Source organism: Neobacillus sp. YIM B06451, from assembly GCF_032667185.1.
Lineage (GTDB): Bacteria > Bacillota > Bacilli > Bacillales > Cytobacillaceae > Bacillus_D.
Genome location: NZ_JAVFKJ010000010.1, coordinates 1 through 24,616, shown reverse-complemented (window position 1 = coordinate 24,616; position 24,616 = coordinate 1). Strand labels below are relative to the sequence as shown.

Below are 24,616 nucleotides of genomic sequence, written 5' to 3'. Positions count from 1 at the left end.
TGAATAATTTGAACTATGTTTTTTTCCAAAGAAAACGAATTGTGTGCGTTGGCCGTCTGATTGTTGAGAGTTGACTGTGTGCGTTGCCGCCAGCCGGTTTGGCGGCTGGCTTTTTAAATAAAAGGGCTCTAAAGGGGCCGAGTACTGCGTATTTCAGTTTTGCGAAGGTAATCTCTAACGCTACTTTTAAATATTTCAAAGCAATTCCCCAAATACATCTAATTAAAATACATTTTTCATAAGCTTAGTTTAGGAACCTTTCTAATTAGGAGGAACTTATGGATCGGTTAAAGCACTCTAAAGTGAAGCCATATTTAGTTCACATTGATAAAGATGATATTGGGTTCACCGTAACTCATCTAAATGAGGTTCTGATTTAATATCAATCATCGTAAAAGGGATGCCTTCGATATCACGGCATCCCTTTTTATCTTTGCTAAATAACGACTTATCCGATTAATAGCGGCTGCGCGTATTAAGTAATATCTATTCTCCTTCATCATAAAATTTATAAGGCCAACTGAATATATTTTTGAATAGTATACGCTCCCCACCCTCAGAGTTTCCGGAGGGATTGTATTGCATCAATGGTTGATCAAATTGGAGGGGAAAAAATGAAAAAATTCGGTTCTTTTTCTGGTACGGTTACCATGATTCAAGATTACTTAGTAGGATCCGATGAGGAATTAAAAGGGTGTTTTAAATTAATGTCCCTACAAGGAGGAGATGGTTCAGTAGTAAATTTCGTCATTAGTCCAACAACCTATTTTCTAGACCATGTCATCGTTTCAGTTGGAGACCGAGTGACTGGTTTTTATGATGTCAATGTACCTGTTCTTCTTATATACCCGCCACAATATCAAGCCCTCATAATCGTAAAAGATAACCCTTATCAAAATATAAAGGTAGACTATTTTAACAGCCAGCTGGTGAGTAGTGATGGCCAGTTACAGTTGAATATTTCTAGTAATACTCTTGTTTTATTACAAAACGGCCAACCCTTCACATTGAATCCTGGAAACCGGAATCTACTAGTTGTATATGGCCCTGCCACATTTAGCATTCCAGCCCAAACTACTCCCTATAAAATCATTGTTCTGTGTTAGACGTCTGTCGGCTGGCTTTTTTGGGGGGTTGTTAACCTACTATGAAACAGGGGACAATTCTGAATTATGAATTGTCCCCTTTACTATAGAATTTAAAAATTGCTTCGAAGAGTTCCTAGATTCTATTCGCTTACATTATTTCTTTAAATACAACCCTGTCATGATCCAAGCTAAACCGTACAAGCCGCCGGATAATAAACCACCGACGAGCGGATTAATGCCGTATATAATAATCATGGCGACGGCAACTGCTGGTACCGTCAGAAGGAATAAAATAGCTGCGGTACGAGGAAATTCATTCCTGCGGCGCAGCACCAGTCCAAGTGGAAGGGCACCCAGATACATTACAATATTGCCGATCCCGGCGGCTAAGTTGATTAAATCCATAAAAGATTTAAAGTCAAAGAAGCCGTGTAAAATAAACGCTAATGCCCCAAGTGCAAACATCGCCTGTCCGAGTCCTGAAAGAAAGGCCCCTGTTCCCCACATAAATCCTGCTTTTGCAGCTGCAACTCGATTGTTGAGTCCGTAAAGTCCAAGGAGTAAACCACACATTGCCAAAAATAGCATGGAGTTATTAACATAATAAGCATAATGAGTCACATCGTGCAGAATCCCGTCATTTCCAGGTGTCACGTCGAGGTATCCTTGCCAAATGTTATTGATGGCCAAAAGTGACCCGCCTGTTATTGCCCCAATGGAAGCCAAACGAATCTGCCCATTACTTAGGTCCAATGCGGAAGTAGTCCCTTCCTGGTCGCCATTTCCCACCTTAACATCCCCCTCCAGAGTTTTTTATTGCATTAATAAGATATTCGTCTTCTCTGGTTTTGAGTACGGACAAATGTTTTGGTAAGGTTAGACGGTGAGAGCAGTTGGCTACCCGCAAAATTGGAGCCTATGACTCTTTTTAGTTGAGGAGCGGTTAGGTATTTTTCTCTTTTTCGTTACACATTCAAAAAATCCGCTTTATTTTCATCTGATCTGCGAATGTTGCTCTCTGAATGCTGTGGAATTTCCTTCGGCCAACAGTTCTCAAGGTGTAGTAGTAAGAGTGGAAAAATCATAAAAGGGGCCCCTATGTTACTTTCGGGACCCCTCTTGGTTTAACTATTAATAAGCTGATTCTTCGTTATTTACATTCAATTGCCAGATAACACCGAATTTATCGGTTACTTGGCCATAAAGCTTTGCCCAGAAGGTTTCTTGTAGCTCCATGCCAACCGTGCCGCCTTCTTTCAGTCTGTTAAAAACAGCTTTAAGCTTGTCCTCGTCAAAGCCATGGTAAGCTAGACTTATGTTATTTCCAACCGTGAAGGGTGAACCGGGAAACGTATCTGAAAACATAACATTGCTTCCATCAATATTAAGACGAGCATGCATGACTAAATTTTTCGCTTCTTCGGGAAGTGGATATTCTGGATTTGGAGGATTCTCACCAAAAGTCATAATACGCGGTACCTCCGTACCAAAAACCTCAGCATAAAACTCTACAGCTTCACGACAATTTCCATTAAAGTTCAAATAAACATCAACAGCCATTTCATTCACTCCTTTCAATTAGTGGAAATAAATAATGTTCCTACTTCATTCTAACCAAAAAACCTATAAATAGCATATTTATATTAAAAGGTTCTTCTAAGGATTAGTAAAAAGTTTTTAAGTGTTTAGTTCCTTCCTTTATTAAGGAAATAGAATAACCCCGTCTTAATTACTACGGGGTTAAAAAAAGTTACCATTCTTTTTCCTAGCTACGCAAACTCCCTTGTAACCAGGCATGGGGATAGGTAGGCCCGATGGGAATTTGAATCAAACAGGTTTTTCCTTTCGATTCGATCCTAAAAAGCTCATCACTTTGATTCGCATCAAATCCCAATAATGCATGCCCTCCCATCCCTAGAGCACACGACACCAAAAGCAGCCGTTGGACGAGAATGCCCGCTTCCATCAGTTGAATACGGTATCCTCTAACCCCCAATATCTCTTTGAGGTGATCCGTGTCTCCAACTACATTCATGCAGAGTGGAACTTGATACATATTTACGAAGGGCATCGTTAATCCAGCTTGCAAAAACTCCCGGTGATCCCCCTTGGTTATGCTCTGAAGTGCATGAGTGCCATTGTCATAAGAATAGGCGCCATCAGGAATTCCCTCTACTTGATAAAAGCTTCCATATAAAGAAACACGAGTCTCAATTTGCCCCTCTGTAAGGTCAAGGTCATTTTGATACAGGAAAGAAAATGTCTCATTTAATAAAGTAGATAATTGTGTTTGGCTTACTTTTCCTAATGTAAAATCAATACCTGGAGAATACCGGTTCCTGCAAGCAGATGCGAAATCAAATGAAAATTGCTCCTTAGCTGGCAGGAAGAACATCTCCGGACCTAATGGAGTCTCAGCATTCTTTTTCTTTACTTTTACAAAGGACTGAGTTGTTTCGAACATCGATGCTTCATTCAGTTTTCTTAGCAACGGATAATCAATGACTCTCTTTGAACGATTATAGGTAGCATGATTCAACACTGGAACTTCCCGGCTCAGTTCAGTTGCAGACACGGCTTCTTCTCTTTTTTGATCGTTGCCAACACAAGTAGTGGACGGTTTCAACGTTAGTGGGATCACCGCATAAACACTTTCTTCCTGTTCGGATATTCCAAGCAAATGATTAAGAGACCGATCAAGAAATTGGTAGCATACACGCGGGTAAAACCCCATCTGATTAGCCACTTCCAGTGTTTGCCCAATGATTACACCTGCATCCAATCCCTGGAGCCTATAGGAAAAATTATTGTACTTATAAAAGTTTTTCCAAAAAACGGTCGAGATAAAAACGGTGCAGAAAGCGTCCGAAATAGGAAAATCGTTATCAAGGCTTCTGGATAGGTAGTCATCGTAATTGCCTTCCCGCAGCAAAATAAGCCGATGATGGGCTACATCGTAATGATAAATACCTTTTGGGACGTCATCCATCTTCACATACACATATAATTCATTCGGATACAACGCCCCTCCTGAGGGAACAAATCTTCGTAACGACTCTGTAAAACTCACATTTTTCCCCTCAAGCCCATCATGTAAAGAAGGAGATTGAGAGAATTGGGTTAGACCGTATACATACCATAAGAAATGGCCAAGCTCTTCGAGACTGGGATTTCGATGGCCTTCTCTTTTTTTGAGTGTTAAGGGCACTTCTGCGGTTAGCTGAATCTCTGGTAAGCCACGGTACAATTTATAGGGAAGTGGCGCGTCTTCCCAATCTACCTGCCAATCTGGCGGAAAGACTTTATCCGTGTCAAAATGCAATTTGTATAGAAATGTTTCCAGCTCCAAATCGTTTGTCCTCCTACTCTTCCATTAAGGGAATGGATGGGGAAATGGATTAAGCTGTTCATACGTTAATGGTTTCGTCTCAAAACCTAGTTTCATTGGGACAGTAAGCACTCTTTCAAGGCCTTTTACGCGAGTGAGGTGGTGTCCGAATGTCATTGGCAGCATACCGGGAATAATAACTTTTACGCAAAATAATCCATTCCGCTTGATGATTGGCGAAGTTTGGTCAACGACAATTACATCGAGGTTCAAGCGGCGAAACCTCTGCAGGATATCCTGAAGGTCATCCTTTAAATCAGCATTGGCGGGTGGCTCTTTAAATTCCTCGGCAAACGTACGTAAAGGCCGATCATCGTCCAATAAAAAATCAAACCTTCCCTCTGCTTCTTTCAGGCCGTAGAGCATCCCATGGTCCTCCATCGTCCGGACTGCGAACGGATCATGCAGCATCCTTTCGTAATTCTTTCTGTTTGTCTCTAATTTTTCATCATCCCTGAACATCATTCCGGCAAGCTCGAAAATCGTGCTTTTTACGGCCTTGATTGGATCAGGGTTTGCACCTGCCGCACAAATGATGTTAACACCGTTGGATCGTTTGTTTTTTGCGATGGCCCAAACACTTGGAATGCCATGTTCCATCGTTGAATTGTAAAAATACAGGTCATATCCGGCCACATCTTGGATACGGTCGACCATCAGCTGTAATTCTGTATCGTTTGCAGAACGAAGATCAAGCCGTGGGATGGGGAGCCTGGCATACCAAGTTAACAAAAAGGAATCCCGCTCGACGACCTCCATGATGGCATGAAAAATGGCTTCCTCCAAACTCCCGCCTACTGCGCATCCGTTTGAGGTTTCATATACAAAACCCTCCCCGCAGCTTAAGCTGTAATAGGCGAGTAACTCTGGAACGAGGATCGGCCGTTCCTGTAAAAATGAGTAACCCCAGACCCAATCCATCGGGCTGTCAGGATTGAACTTTTTGAAAGGGAAATGGTGCTTTTCATATTGTTCGGATTCATGAACGCCTACACTTTCAGGGTTTAATGCGTTATTTTCCAAATTCCTAAAACAATCACGGACGACTGTCTTTTTGCCACGGGGCTCGATTCCGCAATATCGCTCCACCCCTTCCAAAATGGCAGTCAGCTCACTGATTTCATAAGAATTCGTCCGCCCCGCTACTCCCTCATCTCCTCCAAACAGAGGCATTTTCACTAGGACATCAGCGAATGGCAACCTTATATCCTGCATTTTCCCATTCATGAGCCCGGTACGGTAATCAAAATAATCTTTGGCGAGTGCTGTTTTTAATTCATCGATCGAACGGCTGCGATAACTGCCCCCATTGATTTTAGGACTGGATCCCAGCCGGATTTGGGCTAATTCCGATGTATCAATGGGGATTGAACTGCACATTGGGCACGTTGGATCCGGCAAGAAAAAATGGCTTGAGGTCAAAAGCGTTTTTAGGTTCGTGATGTACATTCTTTCCTCTAAGGTGCTTGATTCACCTTGAAGAATCCTCCGCACGCCATGGCTGATCAACTCAGCCATGTGAGCTAATCCCGTCCGTGATACCCAGGCATCCCGCAGTGCACCTTCTTCCGGCGCGATTCTCCCTTGGAACGCCCACATTTCTTGGCGATCAGGCCCTCCTGTTATCCGCCGGATATCGGCACAGCACGAGCATCCCGGTGTATCAGGCCGGACGAATGGGCCAATAATTCCTTCACCAAACGAAACGAAACCCCGAAGCCATGGGATACCTGCTTCCCTAAATCGTTCCTCGGCTTTTTGATGAACCAATGGATGCCAGGAATCGTGGAGAACCAGCGCCAGTTCTGTTTCAACCGGTACGCTTTCTCCTATACTTTGACGCTTAATGGAAAAGCTTTCGGATAATCGATTATGGACAAAATCCGCTAACAAACCCTTTCCATCAATTACTATTTGGGCAGCCACCAGGATCCCTCCTCCCGAACCTGTACACCAAATACCCCTGCAATTTCCTCCTTTAAAAAAGGTTCGAACGAAAGATCATAAACAAATAGGCGCATCCCGTTTTCTTTTAAAACCTGAATGGATGATTGCAGCAGCTCTAATTGAGTCATTTCATCACAAGAAGGTATGGTTAGTTTGGATTCCTTTTTGTCCAGAAAATAGCCTGGCTCTTTTTTCTCTCTTCCCGTTGAATGTGACTGGTTTTGCGTATCTAAAAGTGCTTGTTGCAATGCATTTCGACATGCACACGTTAGATTTAAACCTGCCTTTGTGTAACAGCGGCCATTTGTCGTAACCCGAATGACAGGGAAGCCCAGAATATCGCCTCTCAACTCGATCATTGCTGGACCATTTAAAGTTGTCAGTGCCTTTAAATAATATCTGCAATAACGATCATCGATTGATCCTTCCTGCACAACTAAAACTGTGCCAAGTTGATCTTCCGTGGTTTCTTTTACTTCTTCATCCAAATAACTTTGCAGCCCCCGGCAAACAGCTTCTTCGATTGTTTCTCCCGCACCAATCCCCATAAAACCCTCTGGAATGTCCGGGTCAACATGACCATTCTGATTGTGAAACCCCTTAGCTTGTGAATCGAACCATTTTGAAACATACATTTCAACGCCGGCCAGCCCGGCATTCCTTTTGGCTTCCTCATGTGTAAAACCGGCACAAATCACTTCTTGAAGAAGGTCTGCCGGTCCCTCGGAAATTGGATTAACTGCTTGAACAAAACACTGTGGGAGAGGAAGCTGTATTAAATCTCGTTCCTCCCAGAAATGGAAAATCCCAATCTCTTCGGAAGTCAGCCGGCTAAAATAGTCCAATAGCTTACTAGGCAGAGCATTTCTGTTCGGTTCATGTTCAATTCTAAAATCAAGGTCTTCTAACAGCCCGGGGGTTTTACTTGCTGAGTTAACCAGCGGGTGGGCCATGAACGATAACCAGTTCCCTTCCAATGTTTCAAGATTTAGCAGGTAAATTTGATTGTTTTGAGTCATACTCGAAATTCCTGCAGCCTTTTTGAAAAATTCAAAGACAAGGACATTTGCCAAAATCGATCCAGCTGTTGAAGAAAAGCTGACAGGTTGCTGATCCGCTTGCACGGCAGATTGATGAAGGCGGCGCCATGCAGACTCCCAGCATCCATCTGATTCTGGATGAACGACTGGACCAGCCAGGCCTACTTGCTCTAAACATATGGCAGGCAGGAATACCTTCTTTTCCTCCTTGCAAACAGCATTCAAATTCCTTAGTTCGTTTACATTCCCATCCTGCGAGACATATAGAACCCAATCATAGTCACTCACTGCTTGTTTCCAAAAACTCTTGTGTCCATCTTTTTCAAATGGGACCTCCTTAATCCCCACCTCCGAGTCTGCTTCGCGGGCATTCCGCACAAGCTCATCAATCCGCAGTCGATTTGTAGGTATGGCTTCCGTTACCATTAAATCGAATTTAGGAAGTCCCGATTCAAGTAATGCGCTCGCCAACGAAACTAGAATGGGGCCAGCCCCGATAGCCAGAACGTTTGCCTGACGGAATTCCTGAAAGTGGTACGCACCAGAATCAACAAAATTCTCGATAAATTCAATTTGCGAAGAATATTTTTCAAGAACCGTACGTTTTAATTGATGCGGCCGATCCTTACTTATATCCCGCACAAAGCCATTCTGGTACAACGTTTCCCCTATCTCAAAAACTCTCTTCTTATACGGGACAGTTAGTCCCTCTGTTAATTCTCCCAAGGTTTGCTCCCCGTTGAACATCGGCATCAATGTTTCAATCCACTGATAGATGGTTGCACCTTTCATACGGAATGAGCTTTCGTTATTTCTAAAATACACCCCACCTTCTTGATCAGGCAGATAAAATGTATCTCTTTTTACCTTCAGCCTTGTTGACGAGTTAAGTTTTACCATTCCGCTCCTCCTTACTTCTGAACTATGCACTACCATTCTATGTAGTTTTATTTGTCCCTTATGATTGACTAAAAAGCAGTGTCCCTGCCATAAACTCGCAGGGACACTTTTTTGGGTAAAACGCTATATATTTTAAGGGACAATTACCATCCCCAACAACGATGACATCTAAAGCAGTTAAAACAGCTGAAACAGTTAAAGCAGCTGAAGAAGCAGCTAAAACATCTAAAGCCAAAACAACGATGAAAACCTCCGCAGCGCCCAAAACCTCCAAACCCACCAAATCCCCCAAACCCACCAAATCTTGTATCCTCACTATAAGGATCCAGGTAAGTTAACTCACCAGCTTGGTACGGGGCCATTTCCAAGCTTTGCAGCTGGTTTTGAAAATTATGCATTTTTCCTTCTCCTTTGTATTTATTATCAGGTTAACGATACCTGACGTGAGAGTTGAATGCAGTTATCATCAGATTGGGCATTAAATCCATCAGATTGATTCGAGTACTCTCAAGAACAAAGTATGATTCCTTTTAGGCAGCTGTTACTGGTGTAAGAGCCTAAAATAGATTTAGAACGCCTAATTCCTTGCTTCCTAAAAATTCAAAAGCCCTTCCTTGCTTTATAATTAGAACCCATCGTTCATAAACATACATTATGAACCTATCTAATTAGGAGGAACTTATGAACCATTCAAACCACCCTAAAGTGAAGCCATACTTACTGACGCGTAGTTTGTTTCCGGAAAATCAGGAGACACCTATCCAATTTATCGATCCTGCCATTACACCGGATAAGTTATTTTATAGGCGGAACCACTTTTCTTATCCAGCTCTTTCTTATTCAAATTATTGGCTCCCGATTAATGGAATCGTATCGAAACCGCTTCTACTGTCCAAGCAGGAGATTCTTCAATTGCCTTCAAAAACAATTCAAGTTGTATTGGAATGTTCAGGGGATAAACGCCGCTTTTTCGAACCTAAAGTATTCGGGGAACAATGGGAAAAGGGAGCGATTAGCCAAGGCTATTGGAGGGGCGTTCCATTACGGACCCTGCTTGAACGTTCAGGGATAAGTGAAGGGGCAAAAGAAGTTGTAGTGGAAGGATATGATTTTGGCGAACGAACCGATTTAAATAAGATTTTCTCCTATGCCAGGAGTTTGCCGATCGAGAAGGCACTTCACCCTGACACCCTAATTGCATATGAGTATAACGGCCGGCCGATTCCGTTTAAGCATGGTTATCCACTGAGATTAATTGTTCCACAGTGGTATGCAATGGCATCCGTTAAATGGATCAAGCAAATACGTGTGATCGATTCTACTTTTAAAGGTCCCTTCCAAACAATTGATTATGTGTATTACCCAAATAAAGAAACTAATCAAGACGCCTTTCCGGTTACGTCAATAAATGTGAACTCGACGATTCAAAAGCCTTTGCATATGGAAATTCTAAATACCGGCAAGCATCTGATTAAAGGGATTGCCTGGACAGGTAATGGGTTCATTTCAAAGGTAGAGATAAGTGTAGACAGAGGGAGCACTTGGCTGCTTACTACATTGGAGCCAGTTAGACAAGAAGGTTATGGCTGGCAACGCTGGTCTTATGAATGGTCTGTACCGAAGAAAGGTGAATATGTGATACTGTCAAAAGCGACAGATTCCACTGGCCGTACCCAACCGGCTGACCCTTTTTGGAATAGAAAGGGTTACGGATATAATGCGATTGATCAAATCAAGGTCAAGGTGGAATAATGGGAGAAGTTGATTTCTGGATTTAATAACAATCATCGTAAAAGGGATGCCTTCAATATCACGGCATCCCTTTTCCTTTTGCTAATAACGACTTATCCGATTGCGATTTCTTCTTTCCTATTGAATTCTTCCCTTTCAACGTTTACTTTTTCAGGTTTAACGAGGAATATGCTAATTAACGTGGCTATGGTGAACAAAGCCATTATGACATATAAAACCATGTCATAGGATTGTGTCTTTTCGAGAACATATGCGCTAAGCTGATTGCCTGTCAGCCCTGCCAATGCCCAGGCAGATAAGGCTAATCCATGCACAGTTGAAATACTATTTAAACCAAAGCGGTCAGATAATAGTGGCGGCAAGGATGAAAATCCACCACCGTACCCTGCATTCACGATACAAAGCAAGGCGATAATCAGGATTGCGAAAGAGTTATTGATACCATCAAATACAACGGTCAGTAGGATAACTGAAATCGATGAAATAAAAATAATTTTATAGATAGAGTTGCGGTCTTTTAAACGGTCTCCCCATGAAGAGAACATGATTCGTCCACCTGCATTGAAGATAGCTGTTAGCGAACTAACCAAGCCAATCGCGCCAAATCCGATGAATGCCAAAATGCCTTTTTCCTGCGCAATCAAAGCTAATCCACATGTAATATTAATGTAGAACATCAACCAAATACCGATAAATGTTTTATTCGTTAACGCTTTTCGATAACTAAAGCTCATACTTTGAGCACTTTCTTCTTCATAACCTACTGGTTTTTTTAAAGCTAAGTGGCCAGCAACCATCATCACTAAATAGATGCCTGCCAAAATATAAAACATCGTATAGATATTTGTGGGATTTACTAATATTCCTTCATTGTTTCTTTCTCCAAGCAGCATTTCCATTAAAGGACTTGCAATGACCTTCGCCAAGCCAAAGCCTGCAACAGCAAGGCCTGTGGCTAACCCTTTTTGCTCCTTGAACCAAAGCATCAATGTTTTTACTGGTGTTAAATAACCGATTCCCAGTCCAATTCCCATCACAATCCCATAAGAAACATAAATACCAATCAATGACTTTTGATAGATAAAGAAACCTGTTCCCGCCATGCCGGCAACAAAAAAGATGGCCGCAAGCAAGGACGACTTATGAATGTCTTTTTCAACAAATTTCCCACCAAACGCCGCAGACATACCTAGAACAAAAATGGCGATACTAAATGCCCATTCCACTTCACTTACTGGTTTCCCAATATAAGAGGCAATATCGCCCTTAAACAATGACCAACAGTAAACTGTTCCGATACTACAGTGAATCAACAGAGCTGGTAGTACAGCTCGGATCCACTTATTTTCAAACTTGTTCATATAACTACCCCTCCATTTTAATTTAACCTAAATTACGAACATTTATTTACATATAAATATATATGTTCGATTTTAACCCGAAAAATATTTCATTTTCATAAAAACTCAGGCTAAATGTTTATCATTTACGAACGATTATATATCATCTTTAAACATAAATAAACATAAATTATTATATTTAAATAATTAAATTTATCCGTATCACCAAGAAAACGAAAATAAATAACAGAAAATCCCCCTTACAAAGGCATAAAAAAACAGCCTAATCGCTAATTAGACTGTTTCTAGACTTACACTCACAAAAGAAGCAGCCCAGGTTGATAGGCTGCTTCACTGCTATGTTCTATTTCACCATAAGTTGGTGTTTTAGACGTTTAGTTCACTGGACACAGGACTGGATAGCTGTCTTTGTTTTTTTGCCTTTTTAAAATGGAACAGTTCATAGAATGTCGGGATTACGATCAGTGTCAGGAACGTAGACACGAGCAGTCCGAAAATAACGACAACTGCAAGCCCTTTTGAAACAAGATTCATGCTCATCGCGGATTGATGCGCGAACAAGAGCGGTACCATTGCAAATACGGTGGCAAGGGCGGTCATCAAGATTGGCCGTAATCGCACAGTTCCTGCTTCCATGATTGCTTCCCTGATAGTCATGGTCTCTTCGTTATGGCGGATCCGGTCGACAAGCACGATTGCATTCGTCACGACGATTCCGACAAGCATGAGCATGCCGATTCCGGATGAAATATCAATGCTCGATTTTGATACGACAAGCCCTAAGAGGGATCCAATTGCCGCAAGTGGCAAAGACAGTAGAATCGCAATGCTCGCACGGAATGATTTTAACGTGACGAGTAGGATGATAAACACGATTCCGATCGAGAATAGAGCAAGTTTCGCAAGCTCTGTTAAATCATCGGATGACTGCATGGCTGCGCCGGTGATTTCAGCGCTCGTTCCAACTCCGAATGTATTGTCTTTTTTCCAGACTGCCAATTGTTTATTAATTTCCCCGGCAACATCGACCATTTTCTTCGGATCGACAACAGCATTAACTTGAAGGTAATGATGCCCATCTTTTGAATAAATGGTGCCCGGTTCGTTTGACTCCTTAATCGTTGCGATGCTTGACAAAGCAACTGGTCCTTCTGATGTCATCAATTGAAGATTATTCAAATCGTCCGCACTTTTGATTTCCTGTAGGGCTCCAAGCTTTACAAGCGTGCTTCGGCCATCGATTTCAACAGTGCCGATTACTGCGGGCTCGATCATACCCCGGATTGATTGGGAAATTTGTTGGGCATTCGCGACGGTTGGGTTTACCGTTACTGTCACGGTCGGCTTTTGGTCTTCTTCATTCGTTTCTACTTTTTTGACACCGTCAATGCCTTCGAATGTTTTCTTGACCTTATCCGCTGCCCGGTTAATGTCATCTTCATTGTTTCCGATGACATCCACGGAAACGGTCGTTTTATTCTCACCCATCAGCCCTGCTGTATTGGCGGTTAACTCCGCTCCAGGGAATTGACCTTTTTCGTTCCTCAGTTTCCGAACCAATTTAGCAGAATCTGTCCCTTCTTTCACGAACGCCATGAACTGGGCCTGGTTTGGATCCTGAAGCTCGCCAAACTGGGCAGCATCGGCATTCGTCCCGGCCAGGACAATGTAGTTTCCGACGTCTTTGTGTTCGGAAAGAAGGTTTTCCATTCTCTTTATCCCATTTTCGATTTCCTTGAATTCGGTTCCATTTTGATAGCGAAGCCAAATGGAAAGATAGGCGCTATCCTTTTGGTCGACGGAGCCTTTTGGCATCGCCGCAAACAATCCGATTGAGCTGATGATTACGACAACGGATAGTAAAATTGGAAGCCATTTATGATTCAGTGACCAACGCAGTACTTTAGGATAAAACGAACCATTTTTGTGTTCTTTTATCTTCACCTTTTTCATCATTCGCTGGCTGAGCATCGGCACGACGGTTAGAGATACGAGCAAGGATGCAAGGAGTGAACACGTAATGGTAATCGCAAACGGTGCGATTAAATCTCTTAAACTACCGGAAGCAAGCATCATTGGCAGGAATACTGCTACCGTCGTGAGAGTCGATGATGTAACAGCGGCCGAAACCTCTTTCACTGAGTCCACAATAAAGGCAGGAGTGAGAACTTTCTCTTTTTTCCGCCGGTAAATGTTTTCAACTACAACGATACTGTCATCGACGAGCCGTCCGACCGATACTGCGATCCCGCCTAACGTCAGGATGTTCAACGTAACCCCTAAGAAAGAAAGCAAAATCATCGTGATACACAGCGAAAGCGGGATACTGACAATGGTAATGAGGGTCATCCGGAAGCTTTTCAGGAACAGCCAGATAATCAAGGTCGCAAATAAGGCACCCATTAGTACTTCCCTTGTCATCGCATTGATTGAATCTAGTACCGTGTTTCCTAAATTTAAGAAGACCGTTGCGTTGAAACTTCCTTTATAGTCCTTATTGATCTTCTTAACAACTTCTTCTACCTGCTTGCCAACGGTGACCGCATTACCCGTTGAATCCTTTTGGATAATGAGATGAATGTAATTCTTTCCATTCATATGCGTAATACTATTCGTATCCTTCTCCATTGATACTTCAGCCACATCTTTCAATTTCGTGGTTGCGTTCAACTGAAGATTCTCCACATCTGCAAGGCTGTCAATTTTTCCGGTTACAATAATGCTCGTCGCTTCGTTTTCCAAGGTTTGTTCACCTATAGCGACAGTAGCATTTTTCCCCTGAAGGAGGGTATACATCTTTTCGAGGGAGATTTGGGCCGCGGCAAGCTTTGCCGGATCAACCTTAATCATGACCTGCTGGTTCTTTCTTCCGTACGTCATGACATTCCCTACGCCTTTGATGTTCTTGAACTGGGGAAGAATCTCATTTTCTACGAGACTTATTTCTTTGTTTTCGATTTCTTTATCAAAGGTAAGCCCAAGCTGGACAATGGGGATCTGTGATGTATTCAGCAGCACCACATATGGTTTCATGACTCCATTTGGCAGGTTGACCATCGAGATGTTTTCCTGAATCTGTTGCTTTGCTTCTTTTAAATCTGTGTCAGATTCGAACGTTATCGTCATCTGGGTAAAGTTATTGCCTGTTTCAGCGATTACATTGCGTTTCCCTTTGATGCCTGTTATTGCTTTTTCAATAGGCTGAGTTACCTGTTCATCCATTGTGACGGCATCCAAGCCGTTGCCTACCGTCGATACCGTAATAAAAGGCTGGTCGGCTGATGGCATAAGCTCCATCGGAATCGTCGTATAGCTGAAGATGCCGAAAATCATCGAGACAATGACGGAAAAAACAACCGCAGCCCTATTCCGCAATGCCCATTTTGTGAACCAAGTCATAAACATCCCTCAATTCTTTTTCTTGCAATATAGGAAGATTATACTTAATATCTATGACTTTCGCACTATTAAATGGGAATTACATCAAAACTTAACAATTGCTTCTTTTTTTCTTAAGGAAAAAGTCAACTGGAATTCAGGCTTAACGGAAAGAGTAAACTACATATCTTTAGAACTTGTTCTCTTTATGAAAGGAAAAGACCTTCAATTAAAAACGGCCTTAACCTTATTAGGTAAGCACACCTGAATTACGGTATGATTTGGAAAAAAGATTTGTTTCCCAATTCCGATTCAGTTACCCACCACAAAAAAATGGCTCTCCCAATATGAAAATTGAGAGAGCCATATATATTATGAAATTAATCCATTATCGAAACAAGTCTTCCTGCTACTTCATGGCGTTCTAATTTTTGAAGGCCTTCCCAAATTTCATCAAATGTTATTTCTGAAATGGTAGGATTAATATCACCAGACGCCATTAGCTTGTACACTTCTGCGATATCATTCACATTACCGCCAACACTACCTTTTAACGTTGCAGCCTTTAGAATAAGAGGATCGGTGTTGATTGTTGATTCTAATTTACCCATCCCAACCAGGACAACTGTTCCACCTGGAGCAATGACGTCGATAGCTCCTGCAGTCGTTGTCCCAAATCCAGCATAGTCAACGATTAAATCAGGTGCGATATCCGCCAATTCTTTCACATCTTCAAAGACTTCTTTCACACCAAGTTCTTTTGCAAGTTCACGGGCTTTCGGGCTAACGTCCACTGCATAGACTTCAATGCCTTTTACGACCGCGGCGCGTGCTGCAATTTGACCAAGGCCTCCAATGCCAATGACCCCGACCTTCATACCTGGTTTTGCACCACCAGTTTCGAACATAGCATGATAAGAAGTCATTCCAGCATCTGTACCTGCTGCAGCTTGTGCAAAAGTAATTCCTTCTGGCATTGGAACTAAGTCAACGGCAGGGGCAGACACTAAATCTGCATAACCGCCATCGTATCCATAACCGGGTCCCAATCCAACTTTACTTACAGGACACACACCTACTCGATCGCCAACCTTATAACCAGTAACACCAGGGCCAACTTCTTTAATAACGCCAGCAACTTCATGTCCCATAATAATTGGTGTATACTCAATGATATTCAACCATTTTGGATCACGTAATGCCCCAACATCCGAGTGGCATAATCCAGCAGCCTTCACTTCAATTAATACGCGGCCTTCTGTAGCTTTTGGATCTGATTTCTCTACCAGTCTCAATGGTTCGTTCGTTGTTGTAAATTCCCAGCCTCTCATTTCTATATCCCTCTTTCACTTAATGTATTCTTAAAGAATTTCTCATTATATTCTGATAGGTATGGATAAAATTTTTTTATAGGTTTAAATGGTATCTTTACCGCCATCAACAATGTAGGTCTGGCCAGTAACATACGATGCTTCATCTGATGCCAAGAAGCAAACAACATTCGCAAGTTCCGACGGTTCGCCTATTCTGCCCATTGGGATTGCTTCTGAATATACTTTCAACATGTCATCGTCGACATCTTTTAAAATACCCGTATTCACTACGCCTGGTGAAATACCATTTACACGAATGTTATCACGCGCATAATCATGCCCAGCTTGGCGAGTCAGCATTAACACTGCCCCTTTTGAGGTAACGTATGCTGGTGAACCTGGTGTTGCATGCCGGGATGAAATAGAAACAGTATTGATAATAGATCCACCACCGTTTTGTCTCATATAAGGAACGGCATGTTTAATACCGAAGAATGGGCCATTTATGTTAATGCCTAACACTCGATTCCATTGTTCCTCCGTATATTCTTCTATGTTTGCATAGGCTCCAATAATCCCTGCATTGTTACATAGGATATCTAGCTTTCCAAAGGTATATACAGCTGTTTCAATTAGATTTTTAACATCAGCTTCTTTTGAGACATCTACTTTTACAGCTTTTACACTTTCACCAAATGTTTTTTCCAGCTCAAAAATGTTTTCTGTAATATCTCCGGCAACGACTTTTGCGCCTTCCTTAACAAATTTCTCTACGATAGCGTAACCAATTCCTGAAGCGCCTCCTGTTACGACTGCTACTTTATCTTGTAACCTCGTCATGCTGTCATCCCCTTTATGTTTTACTAACGTACAAGTTTATTTTAGCCCTATCCTAAAATACTTTCAATTAAAAAGTCTTGAATTAAGGATATATAAATTGGATAACTTGGGTTTGAAAAACGTCAACTATTTTCCCAATTAAATGTTCATTTTTTATGAAAAGAAACGGCCTGAACGCGTTTTTCGTCTAATTGGGGAGTAGCTGGCGTTGATCGTAGATACCAACTGGTGGCGTAGCTTTCGAAATTAATGTTGCAAAATTATTGGCGTGGGCGCCAGCCGTGTCTGGCTTTTTCACATTTATTTGTTTTTATAAAAAATTATCATTCAGTACCTTGCATTGAATAGTACTGTATGATATATTTCTTTACAAAGGTATCTTTTAAAAACCAGTACTGTATATTGAATAGTAGTGAAATGTTAAGGAGTGAGGTGTGATTGAATAGTGAATGTCCAATTTAAAAAAGGTGTCCTGGAATTATGTGTTCTCGTATTACTAGATAAGCAGGATCGTTACGGGTATGAACTTGTTCAAAAGATATCCGAACAGATTGATATATCTGAAGGATCTGCGTATCCACTATTAAGGCGATTAACAAAAGAAGGCTACTTTACAACATACTTAAAAGAATCTTCAGAAGGCCCCCCCAGAAAGTATTATAAGCTAACAGATAACGGTAGAGCGTATCTCCATGACCTGCTCCAAGAGTGGAAAGAATTCTCAAATGGGGTAAATCATCTAATTGAAGAAGGTGTAAATGGTGACTAAAAAACAATTTATTGCTGAACTAAATGCTTCCTTGAGGAGACTTCCATCCGATGAAAGACAGGATATTTTACAAGATATTGAGGAGTATTTTGAGATTGGATTAGAAGAAGGAAAGACTGAGGAACAACTTTCAGTTTCACTTGGTTCACCCCAACAAATTGCTAAAGAGTTCGTAGCAACGTATCGTGTTGAAAAAGTTGAGGAAACGGCAACTGCAGGTAATATTTTTCGAGCGGTTTGGGCGGTCATTGGATTAGGATTTTTCAACCTTGTTATTGTGTTAGGGCCGTTTATTGCTTTGGTAGGAGTTATAATTGCTGGCTGGATGGCGGGAGTTTCATTTGTTGTTTCGCCGATATTGGTATTAATAAATGTAGCCATACATCCACAAATTTTTGAGCTTTTCGATTTGTTCTTTTCGATTGGCCTTGCTGGTCTGGGGTTATTTATTCTAATCGGAATGTTCTTTGCTACCCGTGCAACAACGAATGGATTTGTCCGTTATTTAAAATACAATGTACGAGTTGTGAAAGGCGGCATGAAACATGTTCAATATTAAAAAAATATCCATTGTTGCTTTAGTTCTTTTATTAGTCGGTATAACTGGGAGTCTTTTGACCGTTGATGCAAAGAATCATTCTGAGTCGATCAAAGAAGAAAAAATATTTAACAATGAAAATTTCGCCAATATTGATATTAAGGCAGATAACGCAGGAGTAGAAATTATCCCTACAAACAATTCAACAACAAGAGTAGAGTTAGTAGGGAATGCCAAAAAAGATAGAGAATATACATTTGATGCTGATATTCACAAAAACACACTCGCTGTTAACCTAAATGAAAAACAGCTTAAATTCTACAACTTCGGATTTTCTGATTCAGCACTGGCTATAAAGGTATATGTACCTAAAAAATTGTACGACACAATGAGGGTAGAAGTTGGCAATGGCAGTGTAAAAGCAGAAGAGATAAAAATAAAAGATGCATCAGCTAAAACCATTAATGGAACAATTGATTTAAGGAGTTTGGAAACCTCTGCAGTTACCGTCGGAACTGATAACGGCAAAATATTCCTTGAAGACATTGAAGGTGATATTTCCGGGAGTGTCATAAATGGGAGTATCTCTTTTGTAACAGATTATTTAGACCGCAACATTGATTTTGAAAATGTGAATGGCAAAATCGAAATTCAAACTGTAAAAGAGCCAACGAATGCCACAATCGATGTAGAAGTTGTCAACGGAAAGGTTGATATATTGGGCGATTCCAGTAGAAACTCTGTGTTTGGAAACGGAAAGAGCTTGATAAAATTAACAACTGTAAACGGGGATATTACAGTAACGAAATAAAAATTACTGTTTTTTAAGAACTCAACACTAGTAACCAACTGTTGGCGTTACCCGCTAATAGTTGCATGCTGAATTTGAGCGTGGCGCCGGCGAAAGCCGGCTTTTTACATAAGATTGGCTGTTAACCAGACCTGCAATGAACTTAAAAAAAGCAGCCCAGGTTGAGAGGCTGCTTCACTGCTATGTTCTGTTTCACCGTAAGTCGGAGCTTTATGTCACGTTTAATTCAACGGACACAGGACTGGATTGTATCTCTTTGTTTTTTTCTAGTGGAACAATTCATAGAATGTCGGGATTATGATCAGTGAATATAATCGAAAACCCTATCCAGCTCAGTTGCGGATAGGGTTTTTTAAGTATTATTCTTACTTCCGTTTAGTAGGATGTGATTTTTCAATTTGAATTTCATTCACAGTAACGGTTCCACTAACCTCGTTTCCTACCAGGACAAGAGGTTTTTTCGTAGGACTCGAGTTTGCATCAATGAATTCAAGTCCTTCCGGGGATACATCACCAGCAATTGCCTTTGAAAAATCCCTGCTGTTAAAATAATTGGCAAACTGGGCTTTTTCCGGGTTTGAAATGTTATAGGCCATCACTCCGCCAATTCTCTCAAGCCCGACAAATGCATAGACGTCTTTGCCAATCTTTCCGATTTTGACATCTTCAGGCTCAGGGCCTTTTTTCGTACTGCGCTTTTCAAACTCATCATCATCGTTGGACCAGTTAAATACATCCGGGAAGCGCTGTGAGGTGATTGTTTCAAAATCACTGCCGCTGTCATAGACAAGTTCCATTGTATCGGCTTTCCAAATCGAGAAGGAACGTCCACCCAATGTGTAAATCGCATCATTTCCACGGTCGGTCAATACTTCAAGTTTCTGATAGCCAGCTGAATTTTTCATTTTATCAAAAGCTGCCTGTGCTTCCGCAGCCGACATGCCTTTGAATATGCTTGGATCAAGCTCAATTGTATCCTTTACATCTTTAAAATCGGCTACATTGATAAAAGTGGAATCATCTTCAGGCCACTCCGTAGCATCCCCTTCATTGGCGGTAACTAGATAATCAACACCGCCAATTTTTACGTATGCAACCGAATCTGGCATATACGCACCCAATATAGGCAGCCTTTCGAGTTCGATTTTACCATTTCTTGCTGCGTCAAGTTCATTACCCGGAATGGAATGATCTTTATAGCCAAGTGATTTTACAGAAAGTACCTTGCCTGCCTTAATATCAATCGTTGCAATTGCATTATTTTCCTGAAGGGTTACATATGCTTTTTTACCATCTTTGGAAACTGCAATGTATTCAGGTTCAAAATCTTTTACAGAATCCGCTTTCGTTCCACTGTTGCGGATATGCACATCGTCATCAATAACGGCCTGATCATTGAATTTCACTTTGGTTACTTTCCCAGTATTCACTTCAACAATGGTAACTGACCCTTCTGGATCCTCTTGTTCAAGCCCGGCACGCGGCTCTCCTTCATCAGCAGATAAAATATACTTCCCATTATCCGTCAGTTTAACCATATCAGGCTGGACACCTGCATCGTATGTCTTAAGGATTTTCCCATCATAGTTCATTACGATAATCTTTCCGTTTTTCGTATAATCTGCTTCCTGAACCGCTGCCACTACCACATTTCGTTTTGTGTCAATGTCAATGCTCGTTACATCGCCGTATGTAAATTGATCTGTGTTTACTGCATCTGCAATGTTAATCGATTTTTCCTTTTGAAGCTGCTGCACTTCACCAGAGGATTTTTTCAACTTTTTCAGACTGACAATATCAATTGTTTGCCCATGGCCGTTTATTGCATAGAACTTTTTATTGTCGGCATTGTATTTAACGATTTCGGCGACGCCTCCATCTTCGTTCGTCATCCCCATGCTATAGCCTGCGATTTTTTTAACTTCCATTGAAGTTGGAAATCGAGTTTCCGCACTTACATTGTGCACATTCATTTGGCTGTTTAAAAGCAGCATGCTGCCAGCCAGCATTACCTTGCTAAATACGTTGAACTTCTGATTGCCTTTCACCATCAATACCTCCATTTTTAATTAGCATGCTTTTTACAATACAGAAAAACTGCTAAAACAATATTAACTACTCGTAAATATTCAGTGTTGATACTACAAATATTGAGTAAATTCGCGTTTAGAGTTGTAATTGTTTTATATATTTGAAACTTGTGAACTTATCTAGAAAAATCTTACAGAATTTTTACATTCCCTTTACGAGGTCTCAAGAAAGAATGGATATATATCTAATAGAAAGGAAATAAGCAAGAATACTTTTCGGGAGGGATTGAATGAAAATCACGGTTGCTGGAACTGGGTATGTTGGACTTGTAAATGGAGTTTGCCTTGCGGAAATGGGACACCAAGTCGTTTGCATCGATACGGATGAAAAAAAAATTAACACTCTGCAAAAAGGGATTTCCACCATTTATGAGCCTGGTCTTGAAGGTCTTCTCAAGAAAAACAGAAAAACCGGCAGACTCCATTTTACGACGAGCCCGCAAGAAGCCTATTCAGATGCCGACCTCATTTTCATCGCTGTCGGCACACCTGAAAACAAGGATGGATCAGCAAATTTAGATTCTGTTTATTCAGTTTCATATACAATTGCAGCACATCTCGAAAAGGATGCAATCATTTGTACGAGGAGCACCGTCCCAGTCGGCACGAATGCGAAAATCGAGGAAATCATTCTGCGGTTAAAGCCACCTCCGGTTCATGTACATGTGGTTTCACTGCCAGAATTCCTTCGTGAGGGCTCTGCCATTTTCGACTTCTTTAATGGTGACCGGATAATCATAGGGTCCGACAGCAACGAACCAACGGCTGTTCTTGAAGACCTCTTTCATACCTTATCTATGCCTATTGTAAAAACCGACCGAAATAGTGCCGAAATGATTAAATACGCATCCAACGCCTTTCTTGCAACAAAGATAAGTTTTATTAACGAAATAGCGGCTCTATGCGAAAAGGTCAACGCGAATATAGACGAAGTAGCCAATGGAATCGGTATGGACAGCAGAATAGGTCCACACTTCCTTCGTGCCGGGATTGGGTATGGCGGTTCCTGCTTCCCTAAAGACACGAAAGCCCTGCTCAAACTCGCTGGAAATGTCGAGCATCCATTCAACCTTCTTAAATCAGTAATCGAAGTAAACAACAAACAACATTCACTCCCTGTAACAAAAGCAAAAATGGCAGCTGGATCACTCGCAGGAAAAAAGGTTACCTTACTTGGTCTTGCTTATAAACCTGATACAGATGACATAAGGGAGTCCGCTTCAATCAGGATTATCCAGGAGCTGCTGGATGAAGGAGCAAAAGTGGTTGCCTATGACCCTGCTGCCATTCCGAATGCCAAAAGGTATTTCGGAGATACAATCGATTATGCCATGGATATCACCCAGGCATTAACGGATGCTGAAACAGCGATTATCGCGACTGATTGGGACCAATTCAAACACCTGCCGCCATCTGTATTTTCTACTTATATGAAGGAGCCTATCATTATTGATGGCCGTAATTGCTTTCCGCTAGAAAAAATGATCGTTGAGCCAATCACCTATATTTCAATTGGCAGGCCGGCCCTAATCAGGCGATATTCAAACATTCCTGTCTCCAGATCCTGAGGATTTTTATGCCTAGTCTAGGTTTCATTCCACTGCTGTGACCCTCTGTTTGACTTATATTGTTGAGTATCCTAATTCATTTTTGCCAGGAGGTCAGTATGAAAATCGCCATTTTTACGGACACCTATTATCCGGATGTGAATGGTGTTGCTCGCACACTGAAGCGCCTTGCCGATTATTTGGAAGAACACAATATTTCCTGCAAAATTTTTGCGCCAAAAACTCCAACTGAATATGTTGCGGACAATCTTCATCAGTTTACCAGCCTTTCAGTATTTCTATATCCTGAGTGCCGGCTGGCATTTCCAAATCTTAATCAAGTAAAGGCAGAACTCGAACGTTTTTCACCTGACTTAATCCATGTTGCCACGCCATTCAATATTGGGCTATGCGGTTCTTATTTTGCAAAAAAGCTGAATATCCCTTTAGTTGGTTCATATCATACTGACTTTGATAAGTATTTAAAGTATTACAACCTTCAATTTTTATCAAAGTATTTATGGAAGTATATGGCCTGGTTCAATAAGCCGTTCCAGAAAATATATGTCCCGTCAACAGAAACACTGAACCAACTGCAGCGGCACGGTTTCTCAAATCTGGAACTGTGGGGACGGGGGGTTGATTGCAATCTCTACCACCCGGACTATAATAAACTTTCGGGCCGGATGCGGTATAATGCCGGGAATAAATTGCTTTTTACTTATGCCGGGCGGCTTGCACCAGAGAAGGATCTCAACACCCTGATGAATGTAGCAGCAACCCTGCCGGAACGCATCAAGCAACAGGTCCAATGGGTCATTGTCGGTGACGGTCCAATAAGGGAAGAACTAGAAGCAATGGCTCCTGATAATATGGTTTTTACCGGCTATTTAAAAGGGGAAAAGCTGGCTGAGGTGTATTCCATTTCAGATGTCTTTGTTTTTCCTTCCCCAACTGAAACGTTCGGAAATGTCGTACTCGAGGCACTGGCAAGCGGGACGCCTGTTGTGTGCGCGAATTCAGGAGGGGTCAAACACCTCGTCAAGAATGGGGTAACTGGATTTTTATGCGAGCCAGGCAACCCTGAAAGCTTCAAAGAAGCACTAATAAAATTGATTTATAACCCTTCCCTTCTTCAAAGTATGGGACGGGAAGGAAGAAGCTTTGCCCTTACACAAAAATGGGACAATATACTAGAGTCACTTGTCTGGTCCTATAAGGATGTAACCGAAACGGGAGAACAAATAAAATATGCATAACTATTTATGAGTACATACTTGTATCCGAATCGTATTGATTCGGTATTTTTTTCTGCGTTTGACATCAGCGCAGCTCCTCCGGAAAAGGTAACGAACGATGCGCGTTGCCCGTCTAATTGTTGAGTGCTGGCATTGGAGCGTAGATACAAACTGGTGGGTGCAAATTAATGGCGTTGGCGCCAGCCGAAGAGCTGGCTTTTTACATAAAAGGGCTTGGGGGTTGAGGGGTTTGGCTATCAAGGGGTTGAATCATTTTTTGTTTTCGGTGAGCGATTTGGAGAGGTCGGTGGCATTTTATCAGGATGCGCTCGGGGCGAGGCTGCTGGTGAAGGGGCGGAGTACGGCGTATTTCGACCTGGCGGGGATGTGGCTGGCGCTGAATGTGGAGAAGGATGTTCCGCGGAATGAAATTCGGGCGTCCTATACGCATGTGGCGTTTTCGGTGGATGAGGCGGAGTTTGATGGGATGGTTGAGCGGCTGAGGCGGCTGGGTGTGGAGATTCTACCTGGCCGGGAGCGGGATGAGCGGGATAACCGGTCGGTGTATTTCGTTGACCCGGATGGGCATAAGTTTGAGTTCCATACAGGGACGCTA

General features: G+C 41.8%; 19 protein-coding genes. 8 read left to right on the top strand and 11 right to left on the bottom strand.

Translation table 11 applies throughout. From position 1 onward, the window contains the following. Positions 1-614 precede the first annotated feature (614 nt). Positions 615-1,106: a hypothetical protein gene (locus RB160_RS15780; protein ID WP_316571388.1), complete on the top strand. Its 492-nt coding sequence runs from the start codon at positions 615-617 to the stop codon at positions 1,104-1,106. 135 nt (positions 1,107-1,241) lie between these two features. Here the strand turns inward: RB160_RS15780 and RB160_RS15775 are convergent, their stop codons facing one another. The 6 genes from RB160_RS15775 to RB160_RS15750 all read right to left on the bottom strand — a co-directional run bounded on the left by RB160_RS15775 (position 1,242) and on the right by RB160_RS15750 (position 8,725). Beyond that, complete coding sequence (locus tag RB160_RS15775; protein WP_316571387.1) at positions 1,242-1,877, bottom strand: hypothetical protein; 636 nt, start codon at positions 1,875-1,877, stop codon at positions 1,242-1,244. Between the two features lie 342 nt (positions 1,878-2,219). Then, positions 2,220-2,648 (bottom strand): VOC family protein, encoded by a 429-nt coding sequence (locus RB160_RS15770; protein WP_316571386.1) that lies wholly within the window; start codon positions 2,646-2,648, stop codon positions 2,220-2,222. A 205-nt stretch (positions 2,649-2,853) separates the two neighbouring features. Beyond that, positions 2,854-4,437: a SagB family peptide dehydrogenase gene (locus tag RB160_RS15765; RefSeq protein ID WP_316571385.1), complete on the bottom strand. Its 1,584-nt coding sequence runs from the start codon at positions 4,435-4,437 to the stop codon at positions 2,854-2,856. A gap of 24 nt (positions 4,438-4,461) precedes the next feature. Next, a complete protein-coding gene (locus tag RB160_RS15760; RefSeq protein ID WP_316571384.1) occupies positions 4,462-6,402 on the bottom strand; it encodes a TOMM precursor leader peptide-binding protein in 1,941 nt (646 codons plus the stop codon). Continuing rightward, positions 6,387-8,363 (bottom strand): putative thiazole-containing bacteriocin maturation protein, encoded by a 1,977-nt coding sequence (locus tag RB160_RS15755; protein ID WP_316571383.1) that lies wholly within the window; start codon positions 8,361-8,363, stop codon positions 6,387-6,389. The genes RB160_RS15760 and RB160_RS15755 overlap by 16 nt, the downstream gene beginning before the upstream one ends. A gap of 143 nt (positions 8,364-8,506) precedes the next feature. Continuing rightward, complete coding sequence (locus RB160_RS15750; protein ID WP_316571497.1) at positions 8,507-8,725, bottom strand: heterocycloanthracin/sonorensin family bacteriocin; 219 nt, start codon at positions 8,723-8,725, stop codon at positions 8,507-8,509. A gap of 319 nt (positions 8,726-9,044) precedes the next feature. Between RB160_RS15750 and RB160_RS15745 the strand changes: the two genes are divergently transcribed. Continuing rightward, a complete protein-coding gene (locus tag RB160_RS15745; protein WP_316571382.1) occupies positions 9,045-10,115 on the top strand; it encodes a sulfite oxidase in 1,071 nt (356 codons plus the stop codon). Between the two features lie 92 nt (positions 10,116-10,207). Here RB160_RS15745 and RB160_RS15740 read toward each other — a convergent pair whose 3' ends face one another. The 4 genes from RB160_RS15740 to RB160_RS15725 all read right to left on the bottom strand — a co-directional run bounded on the left by RB160_RS15740 (position 10,208) and on the right by RB160_RS15725 (position 17,007). Beyond that, positions 10,208-11,476: an OFA family MFS transporter gene (locus RB160_RS15740; RefSeq protein ID WP_316571381.1), complete on the bottom strand. Its 1,269-nt coding sequence runs from the start codon at positions 11,474-11,476 to the stop codon at positions 10,208-10,210. Between the two features lie 366 nt (positions 11,477-11,842). Then, complete coding sequence (locus RB160_RS15735) at positions 11,843-14,875, bottom strand: efflux RND transporter permease subunit (RefSeq protein WP_316571380.1); 3,033 nt, start codon at positions 14,873-14,875, stop codon at positions 11,843-11,845. Between the two features lie 359 nt (positions 14,876-15,234). Further along, on the bottom strand, positions 15,235-16,185 hold the full coding sequence (locus RB160_RS15730; protein ID WP_316571379.1) for a zinc-binding dehydrogenase: 951 nt from the start codon (positions 16,183-16,185) through the stop codon (positions 15,235-15,237). Positions 16,186-16,269: 84 nt separating this feature from the next. After that, entirely contained in the window at positions 16,270-17,007 is a 738-nt protein-coding gene (locus RB160_RS15725; RefSeq protein WP_316571378.1) for an SDR family NAD(P)-dependent oxidoreductase, read from the bottom strand. A 445-nt stretch (positions 17,008-17,452) separates the two neighbouring features. Between RB160_RS15725 and RB160_RS15720 the strand changes: the two genes are divergently transcribed. From RB160_RS15720 to RB160_RS15710, 3 genes are read left to right on the top strand one after another with little or no spacing between them, the layout of a single operon-like run. Beyond that, positions 17,453-17,776, top strand: a complete 324-nt coding sequence (locus tag RB160_RS15720) for a PadR family transcriptional regulator (RefSeq protein ID WP_316571377.1) — start codon at positions 17,453-17,455, stop codon at positions 17,774-17,776. Next, on the top strand, positions 17,769-18,335 hold the full coding sequence (locus tag RB160_RS15715; protein WP_316571496.1) for a DUF1700 domain-containing protein: 567 nt from the start codon (positions 17,769-17,771) through the stop codon (positions 18,333-18,335). The genes RB160_RS15720 and RB160_RS15715 overlap by 8 nt, the downstream gene beginning before the upstream one ends. Next, positions 18,322-19,125, top strand: coding sequence for a DUF4097 family beta strand repeat-containing protein (locus RB160_RS15710; protein WP_316571376.1), 804 nt, complete (start codon positions 18,322-18,324; stop codon positions 19,123-19,125). Before RB160_RS15715 ends, RB160_RS15710 begins: the two co-directional genes overlap by 14 nt. A gap of 365 nt (positions 19,126-19,490) precedes the next feature. On the opposite strand, the gene RB160_RS15705 is transcribed toward RB160_RS15710, so the two are convergent. After that, entirely contained in the window at positions 19,491-21,176 is a 1,686-nt protein-coding gene (locus RB160_RS15705; protein ID WP_316571375.1) for a choice-of-anchor I family protein, read from the bottom strand. Positions 21,177-21,445: 269 nt separating this feature from the next. Here RB160_RS15705 and RB160_RS15700 point away from each other — a divergent pair, with 269 nt between their 5' ends. From RB160_RS15700 to fosB, 3 genes are all read left to right on the top strand, one after another. Then, the gene (locus RB160_RS15700) at positions 21,446-22,783 is read left to right on the top strand and encodes a UDP-glucose dehydrogenase family protein (RefSeq protein ID WP_316571374.1); all 1,338 of its coding nucleotides are present in this window, start codon (positions 21,446-21,448) and stop codon (positions 22,781-22,783) included. A 98-nt stretch (positions 22,784-22,881) separates the two neighbouring features. After that, a complete protein-coding gene (locus RB160_RS15695) occupies positions 22,882-24,021 on the top strand; it encodes a glycosyltransferase family 4 protein (RefSeq protein ID WP_316571373.1) in 1,140 nt (379 codons plus the stop codon). Positions 24,022-24,250: 229 nt separating this feature from the next. Beyond that, the coding region (gene fosB / locus RB160_RS15690; protein WP_316571372.1) for a metallothiol transferase FosB at positions 24,251-24,616 on the top strand (366 nt) is incomplete at its 3' end.